Origin of the sequence: Xanthobacter sp. YC-JY1, from assembly GCF_021730305.1 — a bacterium.
Classification (GTDB): Bacteria; Pseudomonadota; Alphaproteobacteria; order Rhizobiales; family Xanthobacteraceae; genus Xanthobacter; species Xanthobacter flavus.
Genome location: NZ_CP032674.1, coordinates 5353106 through 5374222, shown reverse-complemented (window position 1 = coordinate 5374222; position 21117 = coordinate 5353106). Strand labels below are relative to the sequence as shown.

17 protein-coding genes are annotated in these 21117 nt (G+C 69.5%); 10 read left to right on the top strand and 7 right to left on the bottom strand.

The genetic code is table 11. From position 1 onward, the window contains the following. Positions 1 to 43: 43 nt before the first annotated feature. Entirely contained in the window at positions 44 to 1321 is a 1278-nt protein-coding gene (locus tag D7006_RS25180) for an ABC transporter substrate-binding protein (protein WP_237355051.1), read from the bottom strand. A 220-nt stretch (positions 1322 to 1541) separates the two neighbouring features. Between D7006_RS25180 and D7006_RS25175 the strand changes: the two genes are divergently transcribed. The 3 genes from D7006_RS25175 to D7006_RS25165 are packed head-to-tail and all read left to right on the top strand — an operon-like array spanning position 1542 to position 3604. Continuing rightward, on the top strand, positions 1542 to 2033 hold the full coding sequence (locus D7006_RS25175; protein ID WP_229644963.1) for a DUF3280 domain-containing protein: 492 nt from the start codon (positions 1542 to 1544) through the stop codon (positions 2031 to 2033). A 54-nt stretch (positions 2034 to 2087) separates the two neighbouring features. Then, positions 2088 to 2624, top strand: coding sequence for an SRPBCC family protein (locus tag D7006_RS25170; RefSeq protein ID WP_169123360.1), 537 nt, complete (start codon positions 2088 to 2090; stop codon positions 2622 to 2624). Continuing rightward, positions 2624 to 3604 carry a cytochrome D1 domain-containing protein gene (locus D7006_RS25165; RefSeq protein ID WP_237355050.1) on the top strand — a complete coding sequence of 327 codons (981 nt, stop codon included), beginning with the start codon at positions 2624 to 2626 and terminating at the stop codon, positions 3602 to 3604. The genes D7006_RS25170 and D7006_RS25165 overlap by 1 nt, the downstream gene beginning before the upstream one ends. Positions 3605 to 3806: 202 nt before the next feature. Here D7006_RS25165 and fae read toward each other — a convergent pair whose 3' ends face one another. Continuing rightward, positions 3807 to 4313 (bottom strand): formaldehyde-activating enzyme, encoded by a 507-nt coding sequence (gene fae, locus D7006_RS25160; RefSeq protein ID WP_169123362.1) that lies wholly within the window; start codon positions 4311 to 4313, stop codon positions 3807 to 3809. 534 nt (positions 4314 to 4847) lie between these two features. Between fae and D7006_RS25155 the strand changes: the two genes are divergently transcribed. Next, entirely contained in the window at positions 4848 to 5054 is a 207-nt protein-coding gene (locus D7006_RS25155) for a hypothetical protein (RefSeq protein ID WP_024276641.1), read from the top strand. A 119-nt stretch (positions 5055 to 5173) separates the two neighbouring features. Next, positions 5174 to 6085, top strand: a complete 912-nt coding sequence (htpX, locus tag D7006_RS25150) for a zinc metalloprotease HtpX (RefSeq protein WP_237355049.1) — start codon at positions 5174 to 5176, stop codon at positions 6083 to 6085. A 24-nt stretch (positions 6086 to 6109) separates the two neighbouring features. Here htpX and D7006_RS25145 read toward each other — a convergent pair whose 3' ends face one another. Continuing rightward, positions 6110 to 7948, bottom strand: coding sequence for a heparinase II/III family protein (locus tag D7006_RS25145; RefSeq protein WP_237355048.1), 1839 nt, complete (start codon positions 7946 to 7948; stop codon positions 6110 to 6112). 49 nt (positions 7949 to 7997) lie between these two features. Next, positions 7998 to 9368 carry an RsmB/NOP family class I SAM-dependent RNA methyltransferase gene (locus D7006_RS25140; RefSeq protein ID WP_237355046.1) on the bottom strand — a complete coding sequence of 457 codons (1371 nt, stop codon included), beginning with the start codon at positions 9366 to 9368 and terminating at the stop codon, positions 7998 to 8000. A gap of 246 nt (positions 9369 to 9614) precedes the next feature. On the opposite strand from D7006_RS25140, the gene D7006_RS25135 reads away from it, so the two are divergent. Both D7006_RS25135 and D7006_RS25130 read left to right on the top strand, forming a co-directional pair. After that, the gene (locus tag D7006_RS25135) at positions 9615 to 10910 is read left to right on the top strand and encodes an adenylosuccinate synthase (RefSeq protein WP_237355044.1); all 1296 of its coding nucleotides are present in this window, start codon (positions 9615 to 9617) and stop codon (positions 10908 to 10910) included. Between the two features lie 38 nt (positions 10911 to 10948). Continuing rightward, entirely contained in the window at positions 10949 to 12319 is a 1371-nt protein-coding gene (locus D7006_RS25130; protein ID WP_237355042.1) for a hypothetical protein, read from the top strand. A gap of 39 nt (positions 12320 to 12358) precedes the next feature. Here D7006_RS25130 and mutS read toward each other — a convergent pair whose 3' ends face one another. Beyond that, positions 12359 to 15145 carry a DNA mismatch repair protein MutS gene (mutS, locus tag D7006_RS25125; RefSeq protein WP_237355040.1) on the bottom strand — a complete coding sequence of 929 codons (2787 nt, stop codon included), beginning with the start codon at positions 15143 to 15145 and terminating at the stop codon, positions 12359 to 12361. 196 nt (positions 15146 to 15341) lie between these two features. Here mutS and purH point away from each other — a divergent pair, with 196 nt between their 5' ends. The 3 genes from purH to D7006_RS25110 all read left to right on the top strand — a co-directional run bounded on the left by purH (position 15342) and on the right by D7006_RS25110 (position 17999). After that, a complete protein-coding gene (gene purH, locus D7006_RS25120; protein ID WP_237355038.1) occupies positions 15342 to 16931 on the top strand; it encodes a bifunctional phosphoribosylaminoimidazolecarboxamide formyltransferase/IMP cyclohydrolase in 1590 nt (529 codons plus the stop codon). Positions 16932 to 17104: 173 nt separating this feature from the next. Then, the gene (locus D7006_RS25115) at positions 17105 to 17557 is read left to right on the top strand and encodes a MarR family winged helix-turn-helix transcriptional regulator (RefSeq protein WP_237355036.1); all 453 of its coding nucleotides are present in this window, start codon (positions 17105 to 17107) and stop codon (positions 17555 to 17557) included. Positions 17558 to 17597: 40 nt separating this feature from the next. Further along, on the top strand, positions 17598 to 17999 hold the full coding sequence (locus D7006_RS25110; protein WP_229645862.1) for a DUF1398 domain-containing protein: 402 nt from the start codon (positions 17598 to 17600) through the stop codon (positions 17997 to 17999). 24 nt (positions 18000 to 18023) lie between these two features. On the opposite strand, the gene D7006_RS25105 is transcribed toward D7006_RS25110, so the two are convergent. Next, positions 18024 to 18890 carry a hypothetical protein gene (locus tag D7006_RS25105; RefSeq protein ID WP_237355034.1) on the bottom strand — a complete coding sequence of 289 codons (867 nt, stop codon included), beginning with the start codon at positions 18888 to 18890 and terminating at the stop codon, positions 18024 to 18026. A gap of 88 nt (positions 18891 to 18978) precedes the next feature. Further along, positions 18979 to 21099, bottom strand: coding sequence for a glycosyl transferase family protein (locus D7006_RS25100; protein ID WP_237355032.1), 2121 nt, complete (start codon positions 21097 to 21099; stop codon positions 18979 to 18981). Positions 21100 to 21117: the final 18 nt, after the last annotated feature.

Genomic DNA, 21117 nt, shown 5'->3' with positions numbered 1-21117 from the left:
GCGTGTGTGGCGCGATTCCTGTCGCGCGCTTTGTCCCGGCATTTCAGTTCAGCCGGCATTTGGATTCGCGCTCGTCCACGCCAAGGGTGTCGAGCGGGGTCTTCTGGTGCAAAAAGCCCTCCTCCGGCGCCACCGAGACGATGCCGAGGGGCTGAGCGATGAGGAGGGGCTGGCGCACCTGCTGGTCCCAGGGACGCACGCTCACCGGCACCCCCTTGAAGGCAGCGAGGCTGAAGTCCGGCGAGCGCATGAACTTCGCCAGCGCCACCGGGTCCGCCGTCTTGGCGCGCGTCCCGGCCTCGCCGACCATGCGCACAGCGAGCCACGCTTGATAATCAGTCGCGCGCATGGGGCGGCCCGTGGCGCGCAGGAAGCGGTTCTGCAATTGGGCCGAGCCCCACGCATCCTGCGCCGGATGCCAGGTGCCCGCGGTGAGGCCCTGCGTGCCCACCACCAAGCGGGGCTCGAAGGTGCGGAAGGGGATGTAATTGCCGAAATCATTGGCCTCGTCCGCCACCACGAGGACGTCCGCATCGACGCCCCGGCTGAAGACGAGGGCATCGGACCGGGTGATGCTGTCGGAGCGGTCGCGCCCCAGCGGGCCGAAGGTCCACGGCTTGTCGGCGACGATCTTGAGCCCGAACTTCTTCGCCGATTTGCGCAGCGCGTCGGCATAGAGCTGGTCGCCGGGGTTCGGCCCCACGATGAGGAACAGCTTGGTCCAGCGCTTCATGGCGAGGAACTGCATCAGCGCGTCCGTCAGCATCGCCCGGCTGGGCGCGACGTGGAAGACGTCCGCCCGGCACTGCTCGGCGCGTAGCGCATCGTCGGTGGCGCCGATGTTGAACAGGGTGACGCCCTTGCCCTTCACCGCATCGTCCACCTTGAGAAGGTCCGCCGCCGGCAGGTTGACGACCAGGAGCTTGATGCCGCCGTCCGCCAGCTTGCGCGCCGCCTCGCCCGCATCCTCGTCCTCGGCCAGGGTGACCGGCTCCAGCGCAAAGCTCTGGCCGGTGAACTGGCCGGTCGTGTTGTTGTCCTTGATGGCGAGCTCGGCACCGGCCACCGCATCGTCCGCCGGCACGGCGAGCAGATCATAGAGCGGCGGCGGGGGCACCTCGCGGGTGAGAAGACCGAGCCGCAGCTCCACGGGAGCCGCGGCCGGGGCGGCTTCGGCGGTCGGGGCGGCACCGCCTGCCGGCTGCTGCGCGAGCAACGTTCCGACGCCGCCCGCGGCGCTCAGCAGCACGGCGCAGGCAGCGGTGAGAAGCAAACGGGGCCGACGCAGCCGCGGCCATTCGAGACGCCAGGCAAGGCTCATGGGCAATCGGGGCTCAGTCGATCCGGGTCCTCGAGAGGGGAAGATGTAGCCATCATCAGCCAAAAACGGCAACCGAATAGACATAAGAAAACAATAAGATGATCTCTCCTTGCCAGCGGCTGGCCGGCTGTGACACGCTCCGGACTGCCAAAGGTTCCCGATGATGTCCGGCGCTCGTTTCGTCTTTGCCCTTCTTTTCGCAGGCGCAACATTTTTCGGCGTGACAGGCCGCAGCCTTGCCGCGCCTGTTCCTGTGGCCATCTTCGGCTTCGAGTTATTTGACGATACGGCAGACCAGCGCAAAAGCATCCAAGCGGAACAGGACGCACGGCTCAAGCTCATCAATGCGGAGCTGGTGCGCCTCCTCGTGGAGAGCGGGCAGCTGACGCCCGTCGATCTCAAGCCCTTCGCCGCACGCATCGACGAGGCCTCCCCCTTCTTCAAGTGCAATGTCTGCGAGAACGAGATCGCCGCCGACGCCGGGGCGCGGCTCGAGGCGGTAGGGGTCGTGCGCAAGGTGTCGAACCTCATCCTGTCCATCGAGCTGCAGGTGCGCGAGGTGGACCTCAAGGGCGTGGAGGGCAGCGCCAAGGTGGTGCGCGCCGGGCAGGTGGATATCCGCGGTAACACCGACGAATCCTGGATGCGCGGCGTGCGCTACCTGGTGAAGAACCGCATTTTTGCCCCGGGCCTGCCCGAGCTTTCCCAATGACGCGGCCGTCCGGCCCGTTCACCATTGACCAAACAGTGTTGGAGGAACGTTTCCATGAGGCAGATGATTGCCGCCGCGGCGGCGCTTGCGGTCGCGATGATCCCGCTCGCCGCTGACGCGCACGGCCCCACCCGCAAGAAGGTGACGGAGAGCGTCGAGATCAACGCGCCGGCCGACAAGGTCTGGGCCGTGATCTCCAATTTCCAGGACATGAGCTGGCATCCCGCCGTCGACAAGCAGGAAGGCAAGGGCGGCAACGCCGTGGATGCCACGCGCCTGCTCACCCTCAAGGGCGGCGGCACCATCGAAGAGGTGCTGGTGAAGTACGAGCCGGAGCAGAAGAGCTATGCCTACCGCATCAATGCGGTGGACGTGAAAGTGCTGCCGGTGACCAACTATTCCTCCACCATCGCAGTCATTCCCGTCGACGCGACCCATACCAAGGTGGAGTGGCGCGGCGCCTTCTATCGCGGCTATCCCAACAACGATCCGCCGCCGGAACTGAGCGACGAGGCCGCCGTCGCCGCCGTGACCGCGGTCTATCGCGGCGGGCTCGACGCCCTGAAGGCCAAGGTCGAAAAGGGCTCCTGATGGCCCGGCTGCGGCGCGCGGCGGTCGCGGCGGGCTTCGCCACGGCGGCCGCGCTCCTCGTCGCGTCCCGGCCTTCGGGCGCGGCGGAGGCCTTCATCACGAACCAGCCCGGCAATGAGGTGGCGGTGGTAGCGCTCAACGGCGCCGCCGCCCCGCCCAAGCTCGTCGCGCGCATTCCCGTGCCCGGCGAGCCGGCCGGCATCGCCGTGAGCCGGGACGGTAGCCGCGCCTTCGTCACCAGCCCCGAGGGCAAGGCCCTGTCGGTGATCGACACGGCCACGCGGCAGGTCGAGAAGCGCATCCCCGTCGGCGGCGGCCCGCTGGGCGTCGCGGTCGCGCCCTCCGGCAAGCCCGTCTATGTGGCGGACTGGTATGCGTCGCGCCTCGTCGTGGTGGATCCCGACAGGCCCGACGATCTGCGCATCGCCCACACCGGCGCCTCCCCCTCCGGCGTAGCGGTGACGCCCGACAGCGCCCTCGTGCTCAGCGCCGATCGGGACGACGATCAGGTCTCCATCATCGATGCGGCGACGCTGGAGCGGGTCGCCGTCGTCAAGGTGGGCACCCGCCCGTTCGGCATCACGCTCTCCGAGGACGGGCGCACGGCCTACACCGCCAATGTGGGCTCGGACGACGTGAGCGTCATTGATGTCGCCGCGCGCAAGGTGGTCGGCACGGTGAAGGTGGGCAACAGGCCCTATGCGGTGGCGCTGACCGGCCCGCTCGCCTTCGTCACCAACCAGTATGCGGGGACGGTGAGCGTGTTCGACACCACGACCCTCGCGCCCCGCGCCACCATTTCCGTGGGCGAATATCCCGAGGGCATCGCCGCCTCGGAGGATGGGCGCGCGGTCTATGTGGTGAACTGGTTCGACAATTCCATGAGCGTGATCGACACGCAGACCCTGAAGGTGGTCTCGACCCTCGAAGTGGGCGACGGCCCGCGCGCCTTCGGCCTCTTCCTGCGCCGGACGCCCTGACGCGCGCCCCCCGGCAAGCGCCCCTGAAACGAAAACGACTGGCGGGAAACCCGCCGCAGACCCCTCAAACGAAAACGACCGGCGGGGAACCCGCCGGTCGTCGTTCTTTTGGCCTCTATCGCAGAAAGATTGCGGCCAACCGCTGGAGCAGACCCTTCGGCATGGGCGGAGGGTTGCCGCTCTGTCCAGGGTGGTTTCCGCTCTAGGCCGCGAAGGGGTGCTTGGCTTCGTTGCGCTTGTCGGTCGCTTCCTTGGCGGTGGGGGTACCGGCCACGGCGCGCGCGATCGAGAGCTTGGTCGCCTCGTAGTTGTACTGCTGGATCTTGGCGTCGTCGGCCGCTTCCCAGTGGATGAACACACCCACGCAGATGAAGAGGTCGTCGGCTTCCTCGACCGGGATCACGCCTTCCGCGACCGAGTCCTGCACCGCCTTGGCGACGCCGTACTGGGCGGGGCCGAACATCTGCACGGCCTGCCGGGCGTCCTTGATGGTCACCTTGTTGAACATCACGGTGTTGGGCTTGCAGGGCAGGTTCGGCGCGAGCACCGCGAGGAGGGACGTGAAGCCATCCTTGTTGTTCGTCAGGCTGGTGACGAACGCCGTCTCGGCCGCGCTGCCGCGCGGGCCGATGATGAGGTCGATGTGGGCCACCTCGTTGCCGTCACCGACGAGCGCCTCACCAACCAGAACCTTGCTAATCTTAGCCACCTTCTGTCCTCCCTCGTAGATCGACTAGGGATGACCGCCCCCGAAGACAGTTCCGGACGGCGGTCCTATGCCGCCTACCCTTGTTGTCAGCGCTCGGCGCGGAATGCCGAACCGGTTCACCAGATAGCGCGCGGAGCCTAGCCGCGCGGAGGCTCGCCTGCAAGCCGGCGCGGCCGCGAATCCATGCCGCGGCGCAGCGTGAAAAATTGGCCGGCAAAACGCGTGTGGAAGGCTCGGCGGGCGGCGCCCGGAAAGGACCGTGACCTGCCCTTGGGGGGCGGCAGAGGCCGGACGCGGGACGGGCGTGATCGGCAAAAGTCGGCCGGAAGTATTGCGGTTGTTTAATACCAATCTTTCCGGACAAGCTTGCCAAACATTCCTGTTGGCACCTGACTTGCTTCTTAATTTTTGCACAGATTGCCCGGGAGAAGGCAGCCTGCCAGGTCAGTACTTCGTAAAAGGCGAGCGAAGGTTTGTCGCAGAGGGACGGAAGCAGGGGAGTGGCACGCAGCGCCGATCTCAGGAACCCTGGTCATGTTCATTGTTCTTTATGCCTGCCTCATCAGTGCTCCGGCCACCTGCCGGGAGGAGAAGCTCAGCTTCTCCATGGAAGCGAGCGCGCCCATGACCTGCATGATGTCCTCCCAGCAGGCCATCGCGCAGTGGAGCGAGAGTCACCCCCAGTGGCAGATCGGCCGCTGGAAGTGCGTGGCCGCCGACCGCCTCATGCGCGACATCTGAACGGCGGGGCGCACAGCGCCGATCTGCCGTTGCGGCATGCCCGCCCTTGAACGGGGCGCCATGCCTTCCCATCCTCTAGTCCAAGGTCCGCGTCCTGTGCGCGGCACCGGGAGGGATGGATGAATCACCTGAAGACGGCGATCTTGCTCGCCGGCATGACCGCCCTGTTCATGGCCGTGGGCTTTGCCATCGGCGGACGCGGCGGAATGATGATCGCATTCGTCGTGGCGGCAGGCATGAACCTGTTCAGCTACTGGAATGCGGACAAGATGGTCCTGCGCATGTATGGCGCGCGGGAGGTGGATGAGCGCACCGCGCCCGAATTCGTCGGCATGGTGCGGGAGCTGGCGCGGCGGGCGGATCTGCCCATGCCGCGGGTGTTCATCATGGACAACCCCCAGCCCAACGCCTTCGCCACCGGGCGCAATCCGCAGAACGCCGCGGTCGCCGCCACCACCGGCCTGTTGCAGACGCTGACCCCCGAGGAAGTGGCGGGCGTGATGGCGCACGAGCTGGCGCACATCAAGCACTACGATACCCTCACCATGACGATCACGGCGACCATCGCCGGCGCCATCTCCATGCTGGCGAATTTCGGCCTGCTGTTCGGCGGCGGCAATCGGGACAACAACAATCCCTTCGGCTTCATCGGCACCATCCTGATGGTCTTCCTGGCGCCGCTCGCCGCCATGCTGGTGCAGATGGCCATCTCCCGCTCCCGCGAATACGAGGCCGACCGGGGCGGTGCTGAGATACTGGGGCGGCCCATGGCGCTCGCCTCGGCGCTGGCAAAGATCTCCGGCGAGGCGCATCAGGTGCCGAACTATGAGGCAGAAGCGAACCCCGCGACTGCCCACATGTTCATCATCAATCCCCTCTGCGGGGCGCGGATGGACAATCTCTTCTCCACCCATCCGGCGGTGGAGAACCGCATCGCGGCCCTGCGCGACCTATCCCAGCGGATGGGCGGCGGCGGCTTCACCGCCCCCGGCCCGGCCCCGGCGCAGCCGCGCCGCGGGCCGTGGGGATGATGCTGGGAGGGATCGGTCGGGGCCTCAGCCCCGGCCCGGCCGCACCGGCGGTACGCTCTGGGCTTCCCGGGTGCGCACGAAGGTCCAGATGACACGCGGCGTGCGCGCGACCTCGCCCGTGAGCACCAGCTGCGAGGTGCGGCGTGGCCCGCCGCTGGCGGCAAGGTCAACGCTCTCTTCCACCACGAGGGGCAGATGCGGGGCGGCAAACGCCCAGGCCTCGCCGTTGGGCAGGCTGAGCAAGGCGGTATGGGGATCGCCCAGCCGCTCCACCGTCACAGACGGGTGCAGGTGGAAGCGGATGGCGAAGGTCTCCGCCGGCAGCGCGCCGCTTTCTTCCACCGGCTTGAAGATGTCCTCGCCGTCGAGCCGGTTGCCCTCCAGCGCCAGCCGCCAGGAGCGCTGGTGCAGGAGGTTGAAGGCCTCGGCATAGCCGTCATGGCTGGCGCGCAGCAGCAGCGCGTTGTTCCGCGTGCCGCGCTGCACCTCCACATGCTTGGGGCCGGCGACGATGGGCGCGCCGAAGATGCGCGTCATGGAGCCGCCCTGCAGGAAGCGGCAGGAGGAGGTGTCGGCGATCACCGCCGTGGAATGCGCCGCCGTGGAGCGGGCCACCTGCCGCCACATCTCGCGATGCACTTCCGGCACGCCGCAATTGATAACAATGCGCTGGCGGGCCGAGGAGAATTCAAAGGCGAGGCAGCTCGCATGCGCCTCCCAGCTCGCCACGGCGGGCGGCGGCGGGCCGGTGTCGGCGATCAGCATCAGCGAGCGGGCGTCGAGCCGCTGGTAGCCGGAATAGGGGGCGTTCGCCACCGGCGCGCCGCGCGCATCGTCGAAGGCGAGGATGGTGGCGAGCTGGTCCGCCGCCGTGTGGCCCATGCCGTGGAAATGCGCGAAGGCGCCGTCGCCATGCCGGAAGAAGCGCAGCATGGGCATCATGCGGTCCACCGCATTCATCAGCGCAGCCGGGGCCTGCTGGTTGCGGGCGGTGAAGGCCTGGCGCAGCGGCAGAAGGTCCAGCAGCAGCTCGATGAGCATGCCGGGATTGCGGGTCAGCGGGCCGCCGTCGGGCAGGATCTGCCGATCCAGCTCCTCGGCGAGACGCTTCTGCGCCGCCTTCAGCAGGCGCGGCTGATCCGACATGCACAGCCCGGCGAACACCAGCGCCACCACCGCGATGAGGCGGGGATAGCCGTCCGGCGCATCGCTCGCCATGCGGCGCAGCTGGCGCACCTGCTTCGCCAGCGAGCGCATGAAGCGGCGGTAGAAATCGTGGTCGGCGTCCTGCAGCAGGAAGGTCGCCTGGGTGAGCCAGGAGATGATGCGCCGCGCCGCCACGTCCGGGCGCGCCGCCACCGCCTTGGCCTTGCCGGGATCGCGGATGAAGTCGCCGACGAGGGCGCGGGCATTGGCCCGGGCGATGGTGGTGTTGGCGGCCTTGAGGTGCCGCAGCCAGCCGAAGCCGTGCAGCGCCTCCGCCCATTCCACGGAGGGCGGCACCAGCTCGAAGACGGTGCGGCCGTCGAGCGCCATCACCTTGCCGGCGAAGGCGAAGCGGCCGGAATAGATTTCGCTGGCGACGGTGGCGTCGCCGGTCCTCAGATCCTGGGGCGCGATGAGAAGGCGTTCGGGGACCGGTACAGGCACATAGCCGAGCGGCACGGCGCGACCGCCGATGCGCGCGAGCACCGTCTGCGACCAAAGCTCCACCAGGAGGGTCGCAAGTTGCGTGCGCTCTCGCAGCCCGCCTCGGCTCACGGCGCCTCCCGGCGTGTGGGCGTGGCCCTTTCCGGCCAGCGTGCCGACCAGATTTCTGGCCACGGCCTGCAGCGGGCCCGCCGATCCATTCCAGATACCCATGCGCCTGTCTTCACCAGCCTCTAGCCCTTGCGGGAGGCCGGGGCGCGGGTCAGCCTCCGGGGCTTCCCTTGCGCCGCAGCCGGGCGGCGAAGAAGCCGTCGAGTCCCGACCGCTCCGCCTCCCCCCGCATCCAGTGACTTGGAAGAGTGCGCACATCCCCTTGAGGAGTTATGAACAAATCGAGGCCGTCCACCTCTCCGGCGCGAAGCGGCTCCCGTTCCACGTCCTTTCGGGCGGCCAGAAGCCGCTCCACCTGCGCCTCACCCTCCTCCGGCTCCAGCGAACAGGTGGAATAGACGACGAGGCCGCCGGGCTTCACCAGGTCGATGGCGTGGTCGAGCAGCCGCGCCTGCAGCGTGGCGAGGGTCGGGATGTCGGACGGCCGCTTGGACACCGCGATGTCCGGATGCCGACGCAGGGTGCCGGTGGCCGAGCAGGGGGCGTCGAGCAGCACCGCATCGAACGGACCGCCGGCGAAGGTCGCGGCGTCGCCTTCCACCACGGTCGCGGCGAGGCCGAGCCGCGCCAGATTGTCCCGCAGCCGGGTGAGGCGCGCGCCGGAGCGATCCACCGCCGTGACCTGCGCCCCGGCGGCAACCAGTTGCGCCGTCTTGCCGCCGGGGGCGGCGCACAGGTCCGCCACCTTCAGCCCGTCCACTTTGCCGAGCAGCCGGGCGGGAAGGCCGGCGGCGGCGTCCTGTACCCACCATTCGCCTTCCGCGAAACCGGGCAGCGCCCGCACCGGCCCGGCCTGGAGGATGCGCACCGTGCCGGTGGGCAGAACCTCGCCCGAGAGCTTGCCTGCCCAGCCTTCGGGGTCCGTCTTCACGGTGATGTCGAGGGGCGGCTCCACCCGGTGCATGGTGGCCATGGCGCGCGCGGTTTCGGCGCCATAGGCCTTGATCCAGCGCTGGCGCAGCCAGTCGGGCGTGTCGGCGAAATCGGGATCGACGCCGGCCATCAGCGCCTCGCCCTCCCGTGCCACCCGGCGCAGCACCGCATTGACGAGGCCGGCGAAGCCCACGGTGGAACGGTCGGCGCGGGCGAGATCCACGCTGAGACCGACCGCCGCATGGCTGGGCACGTCCATGAACAGGATCTGCGTCGCTCCGGCCAGCAGGACCGATTCCAGCCGCGGCGCGGATTTCGGAAAGCCGCGCTCCATCAGCTTGCCGAGCACGGTGCGGAGCGTCCCGAGCCGCCGCAAGGCGGTGGCGACGATGCGATAGGCGAGCGCCCGGTCGCGCGGCTCAAGCGCCGGGCCGTCCAGCGCCTCTTCCAGCGCGGCGCCCTGCCGCAGCACGGCTTCCAGAGCGTCGACCGCGACGGCGCGCGCGGACAATCCGGGGGTGGCGGCAACGGGCTTGGGGCTGCCGCCGGGGCGGCGGGAGGAGGCGGGAGCGCTGCGGGGAGTCTTCATCGGGGAAGGTAGAGCACGAACCGGGGCCGCCCGCCAACGCCCCCAAAGGGCGGCCCCTCCGGCATCTCCCGCCGATACCGTTGACGGAACGTCGCCCGGCGGCCGGCCCCGCCGCGCAAACCTTGCCTCTCAAGCCCCGATCCCGTAAGACGCTTTGGTAACGCCCCGGACCTGAGCCGGGGCTTTCCTTTGTGCGCGCGGTCGAAGGTCAGAACCACCCGCGCCGGGTTCAGGAGGCACCACCGCGTGGCCAATGTGGTCGTGGTCGGCTCTCAGTGGGGCGACGAAGGCAAGGGCAAGATCGTCGATTGGCTCTCCGAGCAGGCGGACGTCGTCGTCCGCTTCCAGGGGGGCCATAATGCCGGCCATACGCTGGTCGTCGGCGGCGTCACCTATAAACTGTCCCTCCTGCCGTCCGGCGTGGTGCGTCCCGGCAAGCTGTCGGTGATCGGCAACGGTGTCGTGCTCGACCCGCAGGCGCTGGTGGACGAACTGGCGCGTCTCGCCGCCCAGGGCATCGAGATCGGTCCCGACCGGCTCCGCATCGCGGAGACCGTGCCGCTGATCCTGCCGCTGCACCGCGAGCTGGACGCCCTGCGCGAAAGCGCCACGGCGGAAGGCGCGCGCATCGGCACCACCAAGCGCGGCATCGGCCCGGCCTATGAGGACAAGGTTGGCCGTCGCGCCATCCGCCTCGTGGACCTGACCGACCCGGCGACCCTGCCGGCCAAGGTGGATCGCCTCCTCACCCACCACAACCTCATCCGCCGCGGCCTCGGCATGGCCGAGGTGGACGGTGCGGCGCTGGTCGCCGAGCTGATGGCGCTGGCCCCCCGGGTCCTGCCCTTCATGGACCGGGTGTGGGAGCTGCTGGACAAGGCGCGCCGCGACGGCAAGAAGATCCTGTTCGAGGGCGCACAGGGCGCGCTGCTCGACATCGACCACGGCACGTATCCCTACGTCACCTCGTCCAACACGGTGGCGGGATCGGCGGCGAGCGGCACCGGCATCGGGCCGGGTGCGCTCGACTACGTGCTGGGCATCACCAAGGCCTACACCACCCGCGTGGGCGAAGGCCCCTTCCCCACCGAGCTTCTCGACGAAGTGGGCAAGACGCTGGGCACCAAGGGCCACGAATTCGGCGTCGTCACCGGACGCGCCCGCCGCTGCGGCTGGTTCGATGCGGTGCTGGTGCGCCAGACCGTGCGCACCTGCGGCATCCACGGCATCGCCCTCACCAAGCTCGACGTGCTCGACGGCTTTAACGAGTTGAAAGTCTGCGTCGGCTACAAGGTTGACGGTAAGGAAATCGACTATCTGCCGGCGGAAAGCGGGGCGCAGGCCCGGGCCGAGCCCATCTACGAGACCATGGAAGGCTGGCAGGACTCCACTGCCGGCGCCCGCTCGTGGGCCGACCTGCCGGCCGAGGCCGTGAAGTACGTGCGGCGCGTGGAAGAGCTGATCGGTTGTCCGGTGTCGGTGCTGTCGACCAGCCCGGAGCGCGACGACACGATCCTTGTTCACAACCCGTTTCAGGCATAATGCCGATCTGACGGCTCAAGGGGAACATCACCGCTCCGATGGCTGACTACTATCCCCTCCTGGTCCGCGCGATCTCCAGCCTGCCCCAGAAGACCGGGGAGAGCCGGCGCGCCGTCTATGATCGTGCCCGCACCGCCCTGATGCGTCAGCTGCGGGGGGTGGACCCGCCGCTGCCGGAAGGCGAGATCACCCGTGAGCGGATGGGCCTCGAGGAGGCGATCCGCCGCGTGGAGGCGGAGTACGCCCAGCAGGACAATACGCCCGAGCCCCCGCCCGAAGACGAGGACGAGGTGTTCGAGGACGAGGCGGAGGAGGCAGCTCCCCCGCCGCCCCCGGCCCGGTTCGAACCGCCCAAGTCGCAGGCCGCCGTAGCCGCCCCGGCCGAGGAGCCCGAGTCCCCCGCCGAAGCCGAAAGCCGCGCGTCCGCCGAGCCCCCGGCACGGCCCGACCGCCGTCTGCCGCCGCGCCAGCGCAGCGAGGACGAGACCGAGGGCGACCGCCGCCCCCCGCTGCGGCGGGGCGAGGTGAGAAGCCGCGGCGCGGCTGCCAATGGCGGCCGGCGCGGCGCGGCGGAAGGCGGCGCCTCCTGGAAGAAATTCGTGCTGTTCGCGCTTCTCGCGCTGGTGGTGCTGGGCGGCATCGCCTTCGCGGTGGTGAACCGCGACCGCCTCTTCGGCAGCAGCGAAAGCGAGCAGAACACCGCGGCCCCCGCCGCCTCCAGCGCCAACCCGTCCGATCAGGCGAAGTCCGCCGACCGGATGACCAAGACGTCCGGCGATGCCGCGCGCCGCGCGCCGGCCCAGCGCACCGGTGCCGCCTCGGGCAGCGCCCGCGCCGTGCTGATCGAGGAATCCCCCGGTAGCGCCCAGCCGCAGACCTTCGAGGGCACGATCACCTGGCGCACGGAAACCGTGAACGCGGGGCCGGGCCTCCCGCCCGACATCGGCCTGCGCGGCGACCTCGTCATTCCCGAGCGTAAGATCGCCATGAGCTTCGTGCTCCGGCGCAACACCGACCAGACGCTGCCGGCGTCCCACACCATCGAGATCGGCTTCAAGCTGCCGGAAGACTTCCCCTTCGGCGGCGTCGCCAACGTGGATGCGGTGCGGGCGAAGCCGAACCAGCAGGCCCTCGGCACGCCGCTCGCCGGCCTCGCCGTGCGCGTGAACCCGACCCTGTTCCTGGTGGGCCTTTCGGAAAAGGCCGCCGACCGCCAGCGCAACGTCGCCCTGCTGCAGGCCTATCCGTGGCTCGACGTGCTCCTGACCTACACCAACAACAAGAAGGCCGTGATCGCCTTCGAGAAGGGTCAGGCCGGCGAACAGGCGTTCAACGATGCCTTCTCCGCCTGGGGCGAACTGCTCCAGCGCCCGCAGGCCCCGGCGCAGTCGGACGGCAGCAGCAACTGACGGCAGGGAGGGCGCGCCCTCCCGTCCCGCCAGCCATCCTCAGCTATCGCGCCGCAGCCCCTTCAGCCGATAGAGCGCATCCAGCGCCTCGCGCGGGCTCAGCGCATCCGGATCGAGATCATCGAGCGCGCCGATCACCGCCTCGGCGGCGGGATCGGCCTGCGCAGTCTTCTCGGACGGCTTCGGGCGGACGGCGAACAGCGGCAAATCATCGATCAGCTTCTGCGCCGGCGAGGCGCGCTCCGCCGCTTCCAGCTCGGCCAGCACGGCCTTGGCCCGCGCGATCACGGCCTCCGGCAGGCCGGCGAGCTTCGCCACCTGGATGCCGTAGGAGCGATCCGCCGCGCCCGGCACCACCTCGTGCAGGAAGATCACGTCGCCATGCCATTCCGTCACCTTCACGGTGGCGTTGGAGAGGCGCCGGCAGCGCTGGGAGAGCGCGGTCAGCTCGTGGAAATGGGTGGCGAACAAAGCGCGGCAGCGGTTCACCTCGTGCAGATGCTCAAGGCTCGCCCAGGCGATGGACATGCCGTCGAAGGTCGCCGTGCCGCGGCCGATCTCATCGAGGATGACGAGGGAGCGCGGCGTCGCCTGGTTCAGGATGGCCGCCGTCTCCACCATCTCCACCATGAAGGTGGAGCGCCCGCGCGCCAGATCGTCCGCCGCGCCGACGCGGGAGAACAGCCGGTCCACCACGCCGATGCGCGCCGAACGGGCCGGCACGAAGGCGCCCGCCTGCGCCAGCACCGCGATCAGCGCGTTCTGCCGCAGGAATGTCGATTTACCCGCCATGTTCGGGCCGGTGACGAGGACGATGCGGCCGTCCCTGTCCCCCTCCGGCGGGGAGAGGTCGCAATCGTTGGGCACGAACGGGCCGCCGTCCCGGGCGAGCGCCTCCTCCACCACCGGATGGCGGCCGCCGACGATGGCGAAGGCGACGCCCTCTTCCATGTGCGGGCGCACATGGGCCTCGGTGGCTGCGAGCTCCGCGAGGCCCGAGGCGACGTCCAGCTCGGCGAGGGCATCGGCGGCGGCACGGATGGCGTCGGTCTCGGCCACGACCGCGGCGGACAGGCGCTCGAAGATGGCCTGCTCCAGCGCCAGCGCCCGTTCACCCGCGCTGGCGATGCGGCTTTCCAGGTCGCCCAGCTCCACCGACGAGAAGCGCATGGCCCCCGCCATGGTCTGGCGGTGGACGAAGATCGCATCGTGCGGCGGCTCGCGCAGGCGGTCCGCATTCTGCTGCGTCACTTCCACATAATAACCGAGCACCGCATTGTGCCGGATCTTCAGGGAGCGGACGCCCGTCTCCTCCACATAGCGCCGCTCCAGCGCGACGACGACGCGGCGGCTCTCGTCGCGCAAGGCGCGGGTGGCATCGAGTTCCGGATCGCAGCCCTCGCGCACGAAGCCGCCGTCGCGGCGGTGGACCGGCAGGTTCTCCGCCAAAGCCGAAGCGAGATCGAGCGCCACCGCATGGGGCGCGCGGGAGAGGGAGCGGGCGGCACGGGACAGATCATCGGGCGCATCCGGGCCGATCAGGCTGGCAATGGCCAGCGCCCCGTCGAGGCCGTCGCGCACCGCCGCGAGATCGCGCGGGCCGCCGCGCTGCAGGGCGAGGCGGGTGACGGCGCGGGCCATGTCGGGGGCGCGGGCGAGCGCCTCCCGCAAGGCGCGCCGCAGGGCGCCGTCCTCGCACAGATGCCCGACCGCGTCGTGACGGGCGCGGATGGCGGCAAGGTCGGTCAGGGGCTCGGCGATGCGCCGGGCGAGCAGCCGCGCGCCGGCCGCCGTCACCGTGCGGTCCACCGCCGCCAGCAGCGAGCCGCGCCGGTCGCCGGAGGTGGTGCGCACCAGCTCCAGATTGGCGCGGGTGCCGGCATCGATGGCCATGATGCCGCCCTCCGCCTCCCGCACCGGGCGGGCGAGCAGCGGCTTGGCGCCAAGCTGGGTGCGGTCCACATAAGCGACCACGGCGGCCGCCGCGATCAGCTCGGCGCGGGCGAAGGCGCCGAAGGCGTCGAGGGCGGCGACGCCGTAGAAATCCGCCAGCCTTTTCTCCGCCCCCGCCCCGTCGAAGGACTGGCGCGGCAGCGGCGTCACCGCCGGCAGGTCGCGCAGCATCGCGCGCAGCTCGGCATCGTCCAGGAGCGCGTCGGAGACCAGCAGCTCCGCCGGGTCCACCCGCGCGAGATCGCCCGAAAGCGCGGCGCGCGTCGTGCCGGCCACCCGGAAGGCACCCGTGGACATGTCGGTGAAGGCGATCGCATAGGCGAAATCGTCCGCCCCGGAGCCGGCCCGCACCCGGGCGAGCGCCGCCAGCACGTTCTCGCGCCGGGCGTCGAGCAGCGAGTCCTCGGTGATGGTGCCGGGGGTGACGAGGCGGGTGACGTCGCGCCGCACCACCGACTTGCCACCGCGCTTCTTCGCCTCGGCCGGGTCTTCCAGCTGCTCGCACACGGCGACGCGGAAGCCGAGGGCGATGAGCTTGTGCAGATATTCCTCGGCCCGGTCGATGGGTACCCCGCACATGGGGATGTCCTCGCCGAGGTGCTTCCCGCGCTTGGTGAGCACGATGCCCAGCGCCTGCGAGGCCTGCTCCGCATCGGCGAAGAACAGCTCGTAGAAGTCCCCCATGCGGTAGAACAGGAGGCTGTCCGGGTTCGCCGCCTTGATCTCCATGTATTGCGCCATCATGGGCGTCACCCGCGTCTCGTCCGCCTTCGCGGGCGCGGGCTTGGCGGGCGCAGAACTGGCGGGAGCGGGCGCGGACGTCTCCTCGGGAGGCGTCTCTTCAGCGGCGGTCTTGGTGGCGGTCGGGCGCATGGCCGCACGGTATCGGGCGGGGCCGCGCCTGTCAGCGCGCCGGAGCCGCGCATCGACAGGAAAAGCGGGTCCGAGACGCCTTCTCCCCGCTCATGCCCCCCGCCGATACCGGCCATGCGCGCACAACGGGCCGCGCGGCTGGCGAGCGGGCGGCTTTCCTGCTAGGCGAGCGGCAATCTTTTCCCGGAGCCAATCGATGACCGCCGACATCCGTCCCGTGACCCGCGCCCTCCTCTCGGTGTCCGACAAGACGGGGCTGGTGCCGTTCGCGACCAAGCTCGTCGCCCACGGCGTGGAGCTGGTCTCCACCGGCGGCACCGCCAAGGCCATCGCCGACGCCGGCCTGCCGGTGAAGGACGTGAGCGAACTCACCGGCTTCCCGGAGATGATGGACGGGCGGGTAAAGACGCTCCACCCCAAGGTCCACGGCGGCATCCTTGCCATTCGCGCCGATGCCGGCCATCAGGCCTCGCTCGCCGAGCATGCCATCGCCCCCATCGATCTCGTAGTGGTGAACCTCTATCCGTTCGAGGCGACCGTCGCCCGCAAGGCGGACTTCGAGGAGACTATCGAGAACATCGATATCGGCGGCCCCTCGATGATCCGCGGCGCGGCCAAGAACCACAACGACGTGGCGGTGGTGGTGGAGGCGGTGGACTATGAGGCCGTGCTCGCCGAGATCGCCGAGCACGGCGGCACCACCCTCGCCTTGCGCCGCAAGCTGGCACAGAAGGCCTATGCCCGGACCGCCGCCTATGACGCGGCCATCTCCAACTGGTTCGCCCGCGAGCTGAAGGAAGAGGCCCCCGCCTTCCGTGCCTTCGGCGGCAAGCTCATCGAGGCGCTGCGCTACGGCGAGAACCCGCACCAGTCGGCCGCCTTCTACACCTCGGACGAGATCCGTCCCGGCGTCGCCACCGCCCGTCAGGTGCAGGGCAAGCAGCTCTCCTACAACAACATCAACGACACCGACGCCGCCTTCGAGGCGGTGGCCGAGTTCCACCCCGCCCGCACCGCGGCGGTGGTGATCGTCAAGCATGCCAATCCCTGCGGCGTGGCCGAGGGCGCGGATCTCGCCGCCGCCTACCGCAAGGCGCTGGCCTGCGATCCCGTCTCGGCCTTCGGCGGCATCATCGCCGTGAACCGGACGCTGGATGCCGAGGCCGCCCGCGCCATGGTGGAAATCTTCACCGAGGTGATCGTCGCCCCCGACGCCACCGAGGAAGCCATTGCCGTTGTGGCCGCCAAGAAGAACCTGCGCCTGCTGCTCACCGGCGGCCTGCCCGACCCGCGCGCGCCCGGCCTGACCGTGAAGACCGTCGCCGGTGGCCTGCTCGTGCAGGGCCGCGACAATGCCAGCGCCGACGATCTCGACCTGAAGGTCGTCACCAAGCGCGCCCCCACCGAGCAGGAGCTGACCGACCTCCGCTTCGCCTTCCGCGTCGCGAAGCACGTGAAGTCGAACACCATCATCTATGCGAAGGACCTCGCCACCGTGGGCATCGGCGCCGGGCAGATGAGCCGGGTGGACAGCGCCCGCATCGCCGCCCGCAAGGCGCTCGACGCGGCCGAGGCGGCGGGCCTTGCGGTGCCGCTCACCAAGGGCTCTGTGGTCGCCTCGGACGCCTTCTTCCCCTTCGCCGACGGCCTGCTGGCGGCGGTGGAGGCGGGCGCCACGGCGGTGATCCAGCCGGGCGGCTCCATGCGCGACGCCGAGGTGATCGCCGCCGCCGACGAGGCCGGCCTCGCCATGGTCTTCACCGGCGTGCGCCACTTCCGGCACTGATGCCATCGGCCCCCGGCAGGGGCCGAGCGGGACACGCAGAGGCGCCGCTGCCGGGGCGGCGCTCGTCCTCTTTCCGGACCGCTCCCGCCGCGCGCAAGTTCGGTGCATGGAAGCGAAGTTGACTAGGAAACTTTATCGCGATAGTTTCCTAGTCAACAGAGGAGGCGCACCGGATGACGTCCGTGTCCGAACTCACCGACCACACCGGCTTCCGGATGCGCATGGTGTCCAATGCCGTGTCGCAGGCCTTCGCCCGCAAGGTCGAGGCCGAAGGTGTCACCGTGGCGGAATGGGTGTTCATGCGGGCGCTTTACAATACGGCACCCATGCCGCCCTCGGTTCTGGCGGGCAGCATGGGCATGACCAGGGGGGCGATCAGCAAGCTTGCCGACAGGCTGCTGGAGAAAGGCCTGATCGAGCGAACCGACAGTCCAAGCGACAAGCGCGCGCACAGCCTCTCCTTGTCGGCGGAGGGAAAAGCCAAAGTGCCGGTCCTCGCTGCGCTTGCCGACGAAAACGACGCCGCATTCTTCGGCGTGCTGACGCCGGCCGAGCATCGCCAGCTCGACCATCTCCTGACGGTTCTCGCCGAACGGCGCGGGCTCAGGGCTGCTCCGGTCGACTGACCTCCGGCCTCGCTTCACATCTCAACGAAGGGAAACCGCCATGGACGCGGAACGGATTTCTGTTGCCCAAGCGTGCCTCGCTGCCGCCCATGACGGCAGCCTCAGCTTCCCGGAAATCGTCGGCACGCTGATCCACGCCGGTTTCGAGGGCTATACGGTGGATTATCGCCGCAACAGCCAGACCTGCTACCTGCCGGACGGCGACAGCGTGGCCATGGACATCGCGCCCTCCCCGGCCGGCGTCGCCGCCGCCTTCGACGCGACCGAAATCGAGCGGCTGGTGCGGTGGGCTCAGGCGAACCCGGCCGATTACAGCTATGCGGCCTTCAGCCAGAAGGCGAAGGCGGCCGGCTGCGCGGGATACATCGTGTCGTTTGCCGGCCGCCAGGTCGTCTATTTCGGGCGGACGGCGGAGACCCATGTCGAGCACTTTCCGCAGTGATCGCTCGCGCTAGGGGCGGCGGCCCTAGCCCGCCATCAGCTGCTGCACGATGAGGCGGTCCACATAATGCGGGCCGTCGAAGACGAACACCTCGAACCCCTCATAGGCCTTGAGCTGCGGCAGCAGCTCGGCGGCGGTGGCGGCGCGGAATGAGCCGCCGCCGGCCGGCCGGAAGGCCTCGGCGATGATCTTGAAGCGGCGGGCGCCGAGGCGCTGGGAGATCACCTCCGCATAGCGCCGGGCCGCCCCCGGCGCCCGGGTATAGACGCCGCAGCCGTCCTGGAAGAACAGCCCCACGTCCCGGGGCAGCCAAAGCTCGATCCAGTCGGCGAGGGCCTCCGGGCCCACGTTGGAATTGTCGTAGCAGCTCACCCAGAGCGGCCGCGGGATGGGCGCGAGCGCCTCGCGCATCCGCGCGACGTCCTTCCAGGTGGGGTCGGCTTCTACCGGGAAATAAAAGCCGGCCGGACGGAACGGCATCTTCTGCTGCGCCACCTTGGCCGACAGGGCGCCCAGCTCCACCACATTGGCGCGTGCCCTCGGCTCGGAGAAGTCGCCAGCGAGCCCGGCGATGATCTGGCTGGCCCAGGGCTCGCGCGCGATGCGCTTCCAGTTGGGCGCATCGGGGATGAGCTTGAGGCCGAGCTTGGGCAGCGGCACAAAGGCGGTGCCGTCAGCCACCAGCCACTGCACCAGCAGGCTCCGGGCGCCGATGAAGTCCCAGTCGCCCCGGGGATCGAGCGCGCCGCCATGGACCTGCCAGACGATGCCGTCGATGAGGGCGCCCGCCGGGCGAGACCGGGCGCCGAGGGCGAGATCGAGGCCGATGAGGCCCGTTCCGGCCGCGGCGGCACCAAGGCCGAGCGCGGCGCGCCGGCTCAGGCGCGCCATATCGTGCCTGGAGGGGAAGGCCGGCACGCACATCTCGCTGTTGCGGAGAACGCCCGGCCGGGATCGGCCGAGCCGGACCTGCCGAGGGTCATACCGGCGCGAGCGACGCGGCGACGCGGCGCTCCTGCTCGCGGATCGTGGCGCGCAGGGCGTCCTCGGTCACCACGCCGCAGCGCACGAGATATTCGCCGATGCGGCCGTCCTCGTCCGGGCGATAGTTCTCCATGGCGGCCTCGAAGGCCTCGCGCCGCATGAGCCCCTTCTCCAGCAGCAGGTCGCCGAGCAGCGGCGGCGACTTCTGGCCGTCCGCATTGCCGGTGACGCCGCGCAGCAGGCGCAGGCCGTCATTGATCTCGCTCTCGCGGGCGATGCGCTGGAGCGGCTCGTCGCCGACCGCGCGGCGCAGTTCCTCCAGCGCCTTGTCGCCCAGCGGCGAGGGCACCGCGACGATGAGGCGGCCGCCCGGATCGCGGCCGATGGGCAGCACGCGCCGCCGCACCATCAGGTCGATGGGCAGGAGATCGTTGAACTGCCACACCATCTGCTCGGTGACGACGGTGCGCGGCAGGTTGGACTGGAAGGCCATGGCCTCCGCCAGCGTCTCCTCGTCGAGCCATCCGCGGGAGACGAGGATGCGCCCGAGCGGCTGCTGCCGCTCCGCCTGAAGCGCCAGCGCCTCCTCCACATGCTCCGGCAGCACCGCCTGCCAGGTAAGCAGCAGCTCGCCCAGGCGCTGGCGCTGCTGGCCAAGCTCCTGCTGGTCGGGGAAGTCGTGGGTCGTCTTGTCCCAGACGATCTTCCGGCCGAGGAAGACGTGGCCCAGGAACAGCTTCCACGCGCGCACGGTGGCGGCGAAGTTGACGAAGTTGGACATGACCACGCGGGGAACGGACATCAGCCCCTGTTCCCAGCCATAGACCTTGGCGACGAAATAATAGCGTTGCACCAGCCGCAGCGCGAAGGCGACGGCGTTGCCGGTCAGGACCGCCAGCAGCCAGGTCTCGGTGGCGAAGATGGATGGGTAGCGGGCCGGCAGCAGGCCGAGCTTCTCCGCACCCATGAAGATGAGGAAGTGCGCGGCGACCACATAAGCCAGCACGGCAACGAGGGAGGTGATGATGCCCTTGCGGTCGCGGAACAGGAAGTACTTGGTCGCCCAGTTGCCGCGCCAGCCCATGTGCCGCCAGCCCTGGAAGGCGATGCCCAGCGACCAGCGCGCCTTCTGGCGGTAGGAGGTGCGGAACGTGTCGGGGAAGAACTCGCGCACGCACAGCGGCATGGAGAGGAGGATTTCCTTCTCCGGGCCGAAGCCGAACAGGCTTTCACGCTTGACGATGTATTCCACCGGCAGGCGGGCGATGATGGACTGCATGTGCGCCGCATAGAGACGGGCGCTGATGTCATAGTCCTCGGTCAGGCTCGCGGTGTTGAACACCTCGCCCGTGCCGTCGGACAGAAGGTGCAGCATGGCCTTGCGCGAGAAGCAGGTGCCCACGCCCGCCGATGGCACCGAGCCGGCGACGCTCTCGCGGACCACGAGGTCCTTGGCGTGCCATTCGGCGAACTCGTCCATGTAGATGCCCGCGACCAACTCCGACCAGTGGCGCTCCAGCGAGAGCACCGGCACCTGGATCAGGTCCTTGCGCGGCAGCAGATAGCTGAAATAGCGCAGCTCGAGCGGATGCAGCACGTCCTCGGCGTCATGCAGCACGAGGCCGGCGAATTCCACGCCGGTCATCTGTTCGTGCTGGAAGATGGCCCGCACCACCGCATTGAGGCAGTCGGCCTTGTTGGTGGGGCCGGGATTGCGCGTCTCCACCCGCACCAGCTGCTTGTAGCGCCGGCGCATGCGCTCGACCTCGGCGATGGTGTCGGGGTCGTTGGGATAGGTGCCGACGAAGATCGTGTAGCGCCGGTAGTCCAGCACGCTCACCATGTTCTCGATCATGGCCGCGATCACGGGGGATTCGAGCCAGGCGGGAATCATGATGGCCAGCGGCTGCTCGTCCTTCTGGTAGAGCATGGCCGGGGTGAGCGGGCGGATGAACGGCTCGATGACGAAGCGGCGGTAGATCCGCCGCCCCCAGTACCACGCATCAACGAACAGATCGTCGAGCGAGGAGATCAGGATGATGACCGCCACCACGGCCGCCACGTATTCGACCACGCGGATGTAGTCGGCCAGGAGGTAGGGCCAATAGAGTTCCATGGCGGCGGTCTCGATCCG

What these genes read in the sequence shown, in the direction of transcription:
- D7006_RS25180 (WP_237355051.1), bottom strand. Translation starts at nt 1,321, where the DNA reads ATGAGCCTTGCCTGGCGTCTCGAATGGCCGCGGCTGCGTCGGCCCCGT.
- D7006_RS25170 (WP_169123360.1), top strand. Translation starts at nt 2,088, where the DNA reads ATGAGGCAGATGATTGCCGCCGCGGCGGCGCTTGCGGTCGCGATGATC.
- D7006_RS25165 (WP_237355050.1), top strand. Translation starts at nt 2,624, where the DNA reads ATGGCCCGGCTGCGGCGCGCGGCGGTCGCGGCGGGCTTCGCCACGGCG.
- D7006_RS25155 (WP_024276641.1), top strand. Translation starts at nt 4,848, where the DNA reads ATGTTCATTGTTCTTTATGCCTGCCTCATCAGTGCTCCGGCCACCTGC.
- htpX (WP_237355049.1), top strand. Translation starts at nt 5,174, where the DNA reads ATGAATCACCTGAAGACGGCGATCTTGCTCGCCGGCATGACCGCCCTG.
- D7006_RS25145 (WP_237355048.1), bottom strand. Translation starts at nt 7,948, where the DNA reads ATGGGTATCTGGAATGGATCGGCGGGCCCGCTGCAGGCCGTGGCCAGA.
- D7006_RS25140 (WP_237355046.1), bottom strand. Translation starts at nt 9,368, where the DNA reads ATGAAGACTCCCCGCAGCGCTCCCGCCTCCTCCCGCCGCCCCGGCGGC.
- D7006_RS25130 (WP_237355042.1), top strand. Translation starts at nt 10,949, where the DNA reads ATGGCTGACTACTATCCCCTCCTGGTCCGCGCGATCTCCAGCCTGCCC.
- mutS (WP_237355040.1), bottom strand. Translation starts at nt 15,145, where the DNA reads ATGCGCCCGACCGCCACCAAGACCGCCGCTGAAGAGACGCCTCCCGAG.
- purH (WP_237355038.1), top strand. Translation starts at nt 15,342, where the DNA reads ATGACCGCCGACATCCGTCCCGTGACCCGCGCCCTCCTCTCGGTGTCC.
- D7006_RS25115 (WP_237355036.1), top strand. Translation starts at nt 17,105, where the DNA reads ATGACGTCCGTGTCCGAACTCACCGACCACACCGGCTTCCGGATGCGC.
- D7006_RS25110 (WP_229645862.1), top strand. Translation starts at nt 17,598, where the DNA reads ATGGACGCGGAACGGATTTCTGTTGCCCAAGCGTGCCTCGCTGCCGCC.
- D7006_RS25105 (WP_237355034.1), bottom strand. Translation starts at nt 18,890, where the DNA reads ATGGCGCGCCTGAGCCGGCGCGCCGCGCTCGGCCTTGGTGCCGCCGCG.
- D7006_RS25100 (WP_237355032.1), bottom strand. Translation starts at nt 21,099, where the DNA reads ATGGAACTCTATTGGCCCTACCTCCTGGCCGACTACATCCGCGTGGTC.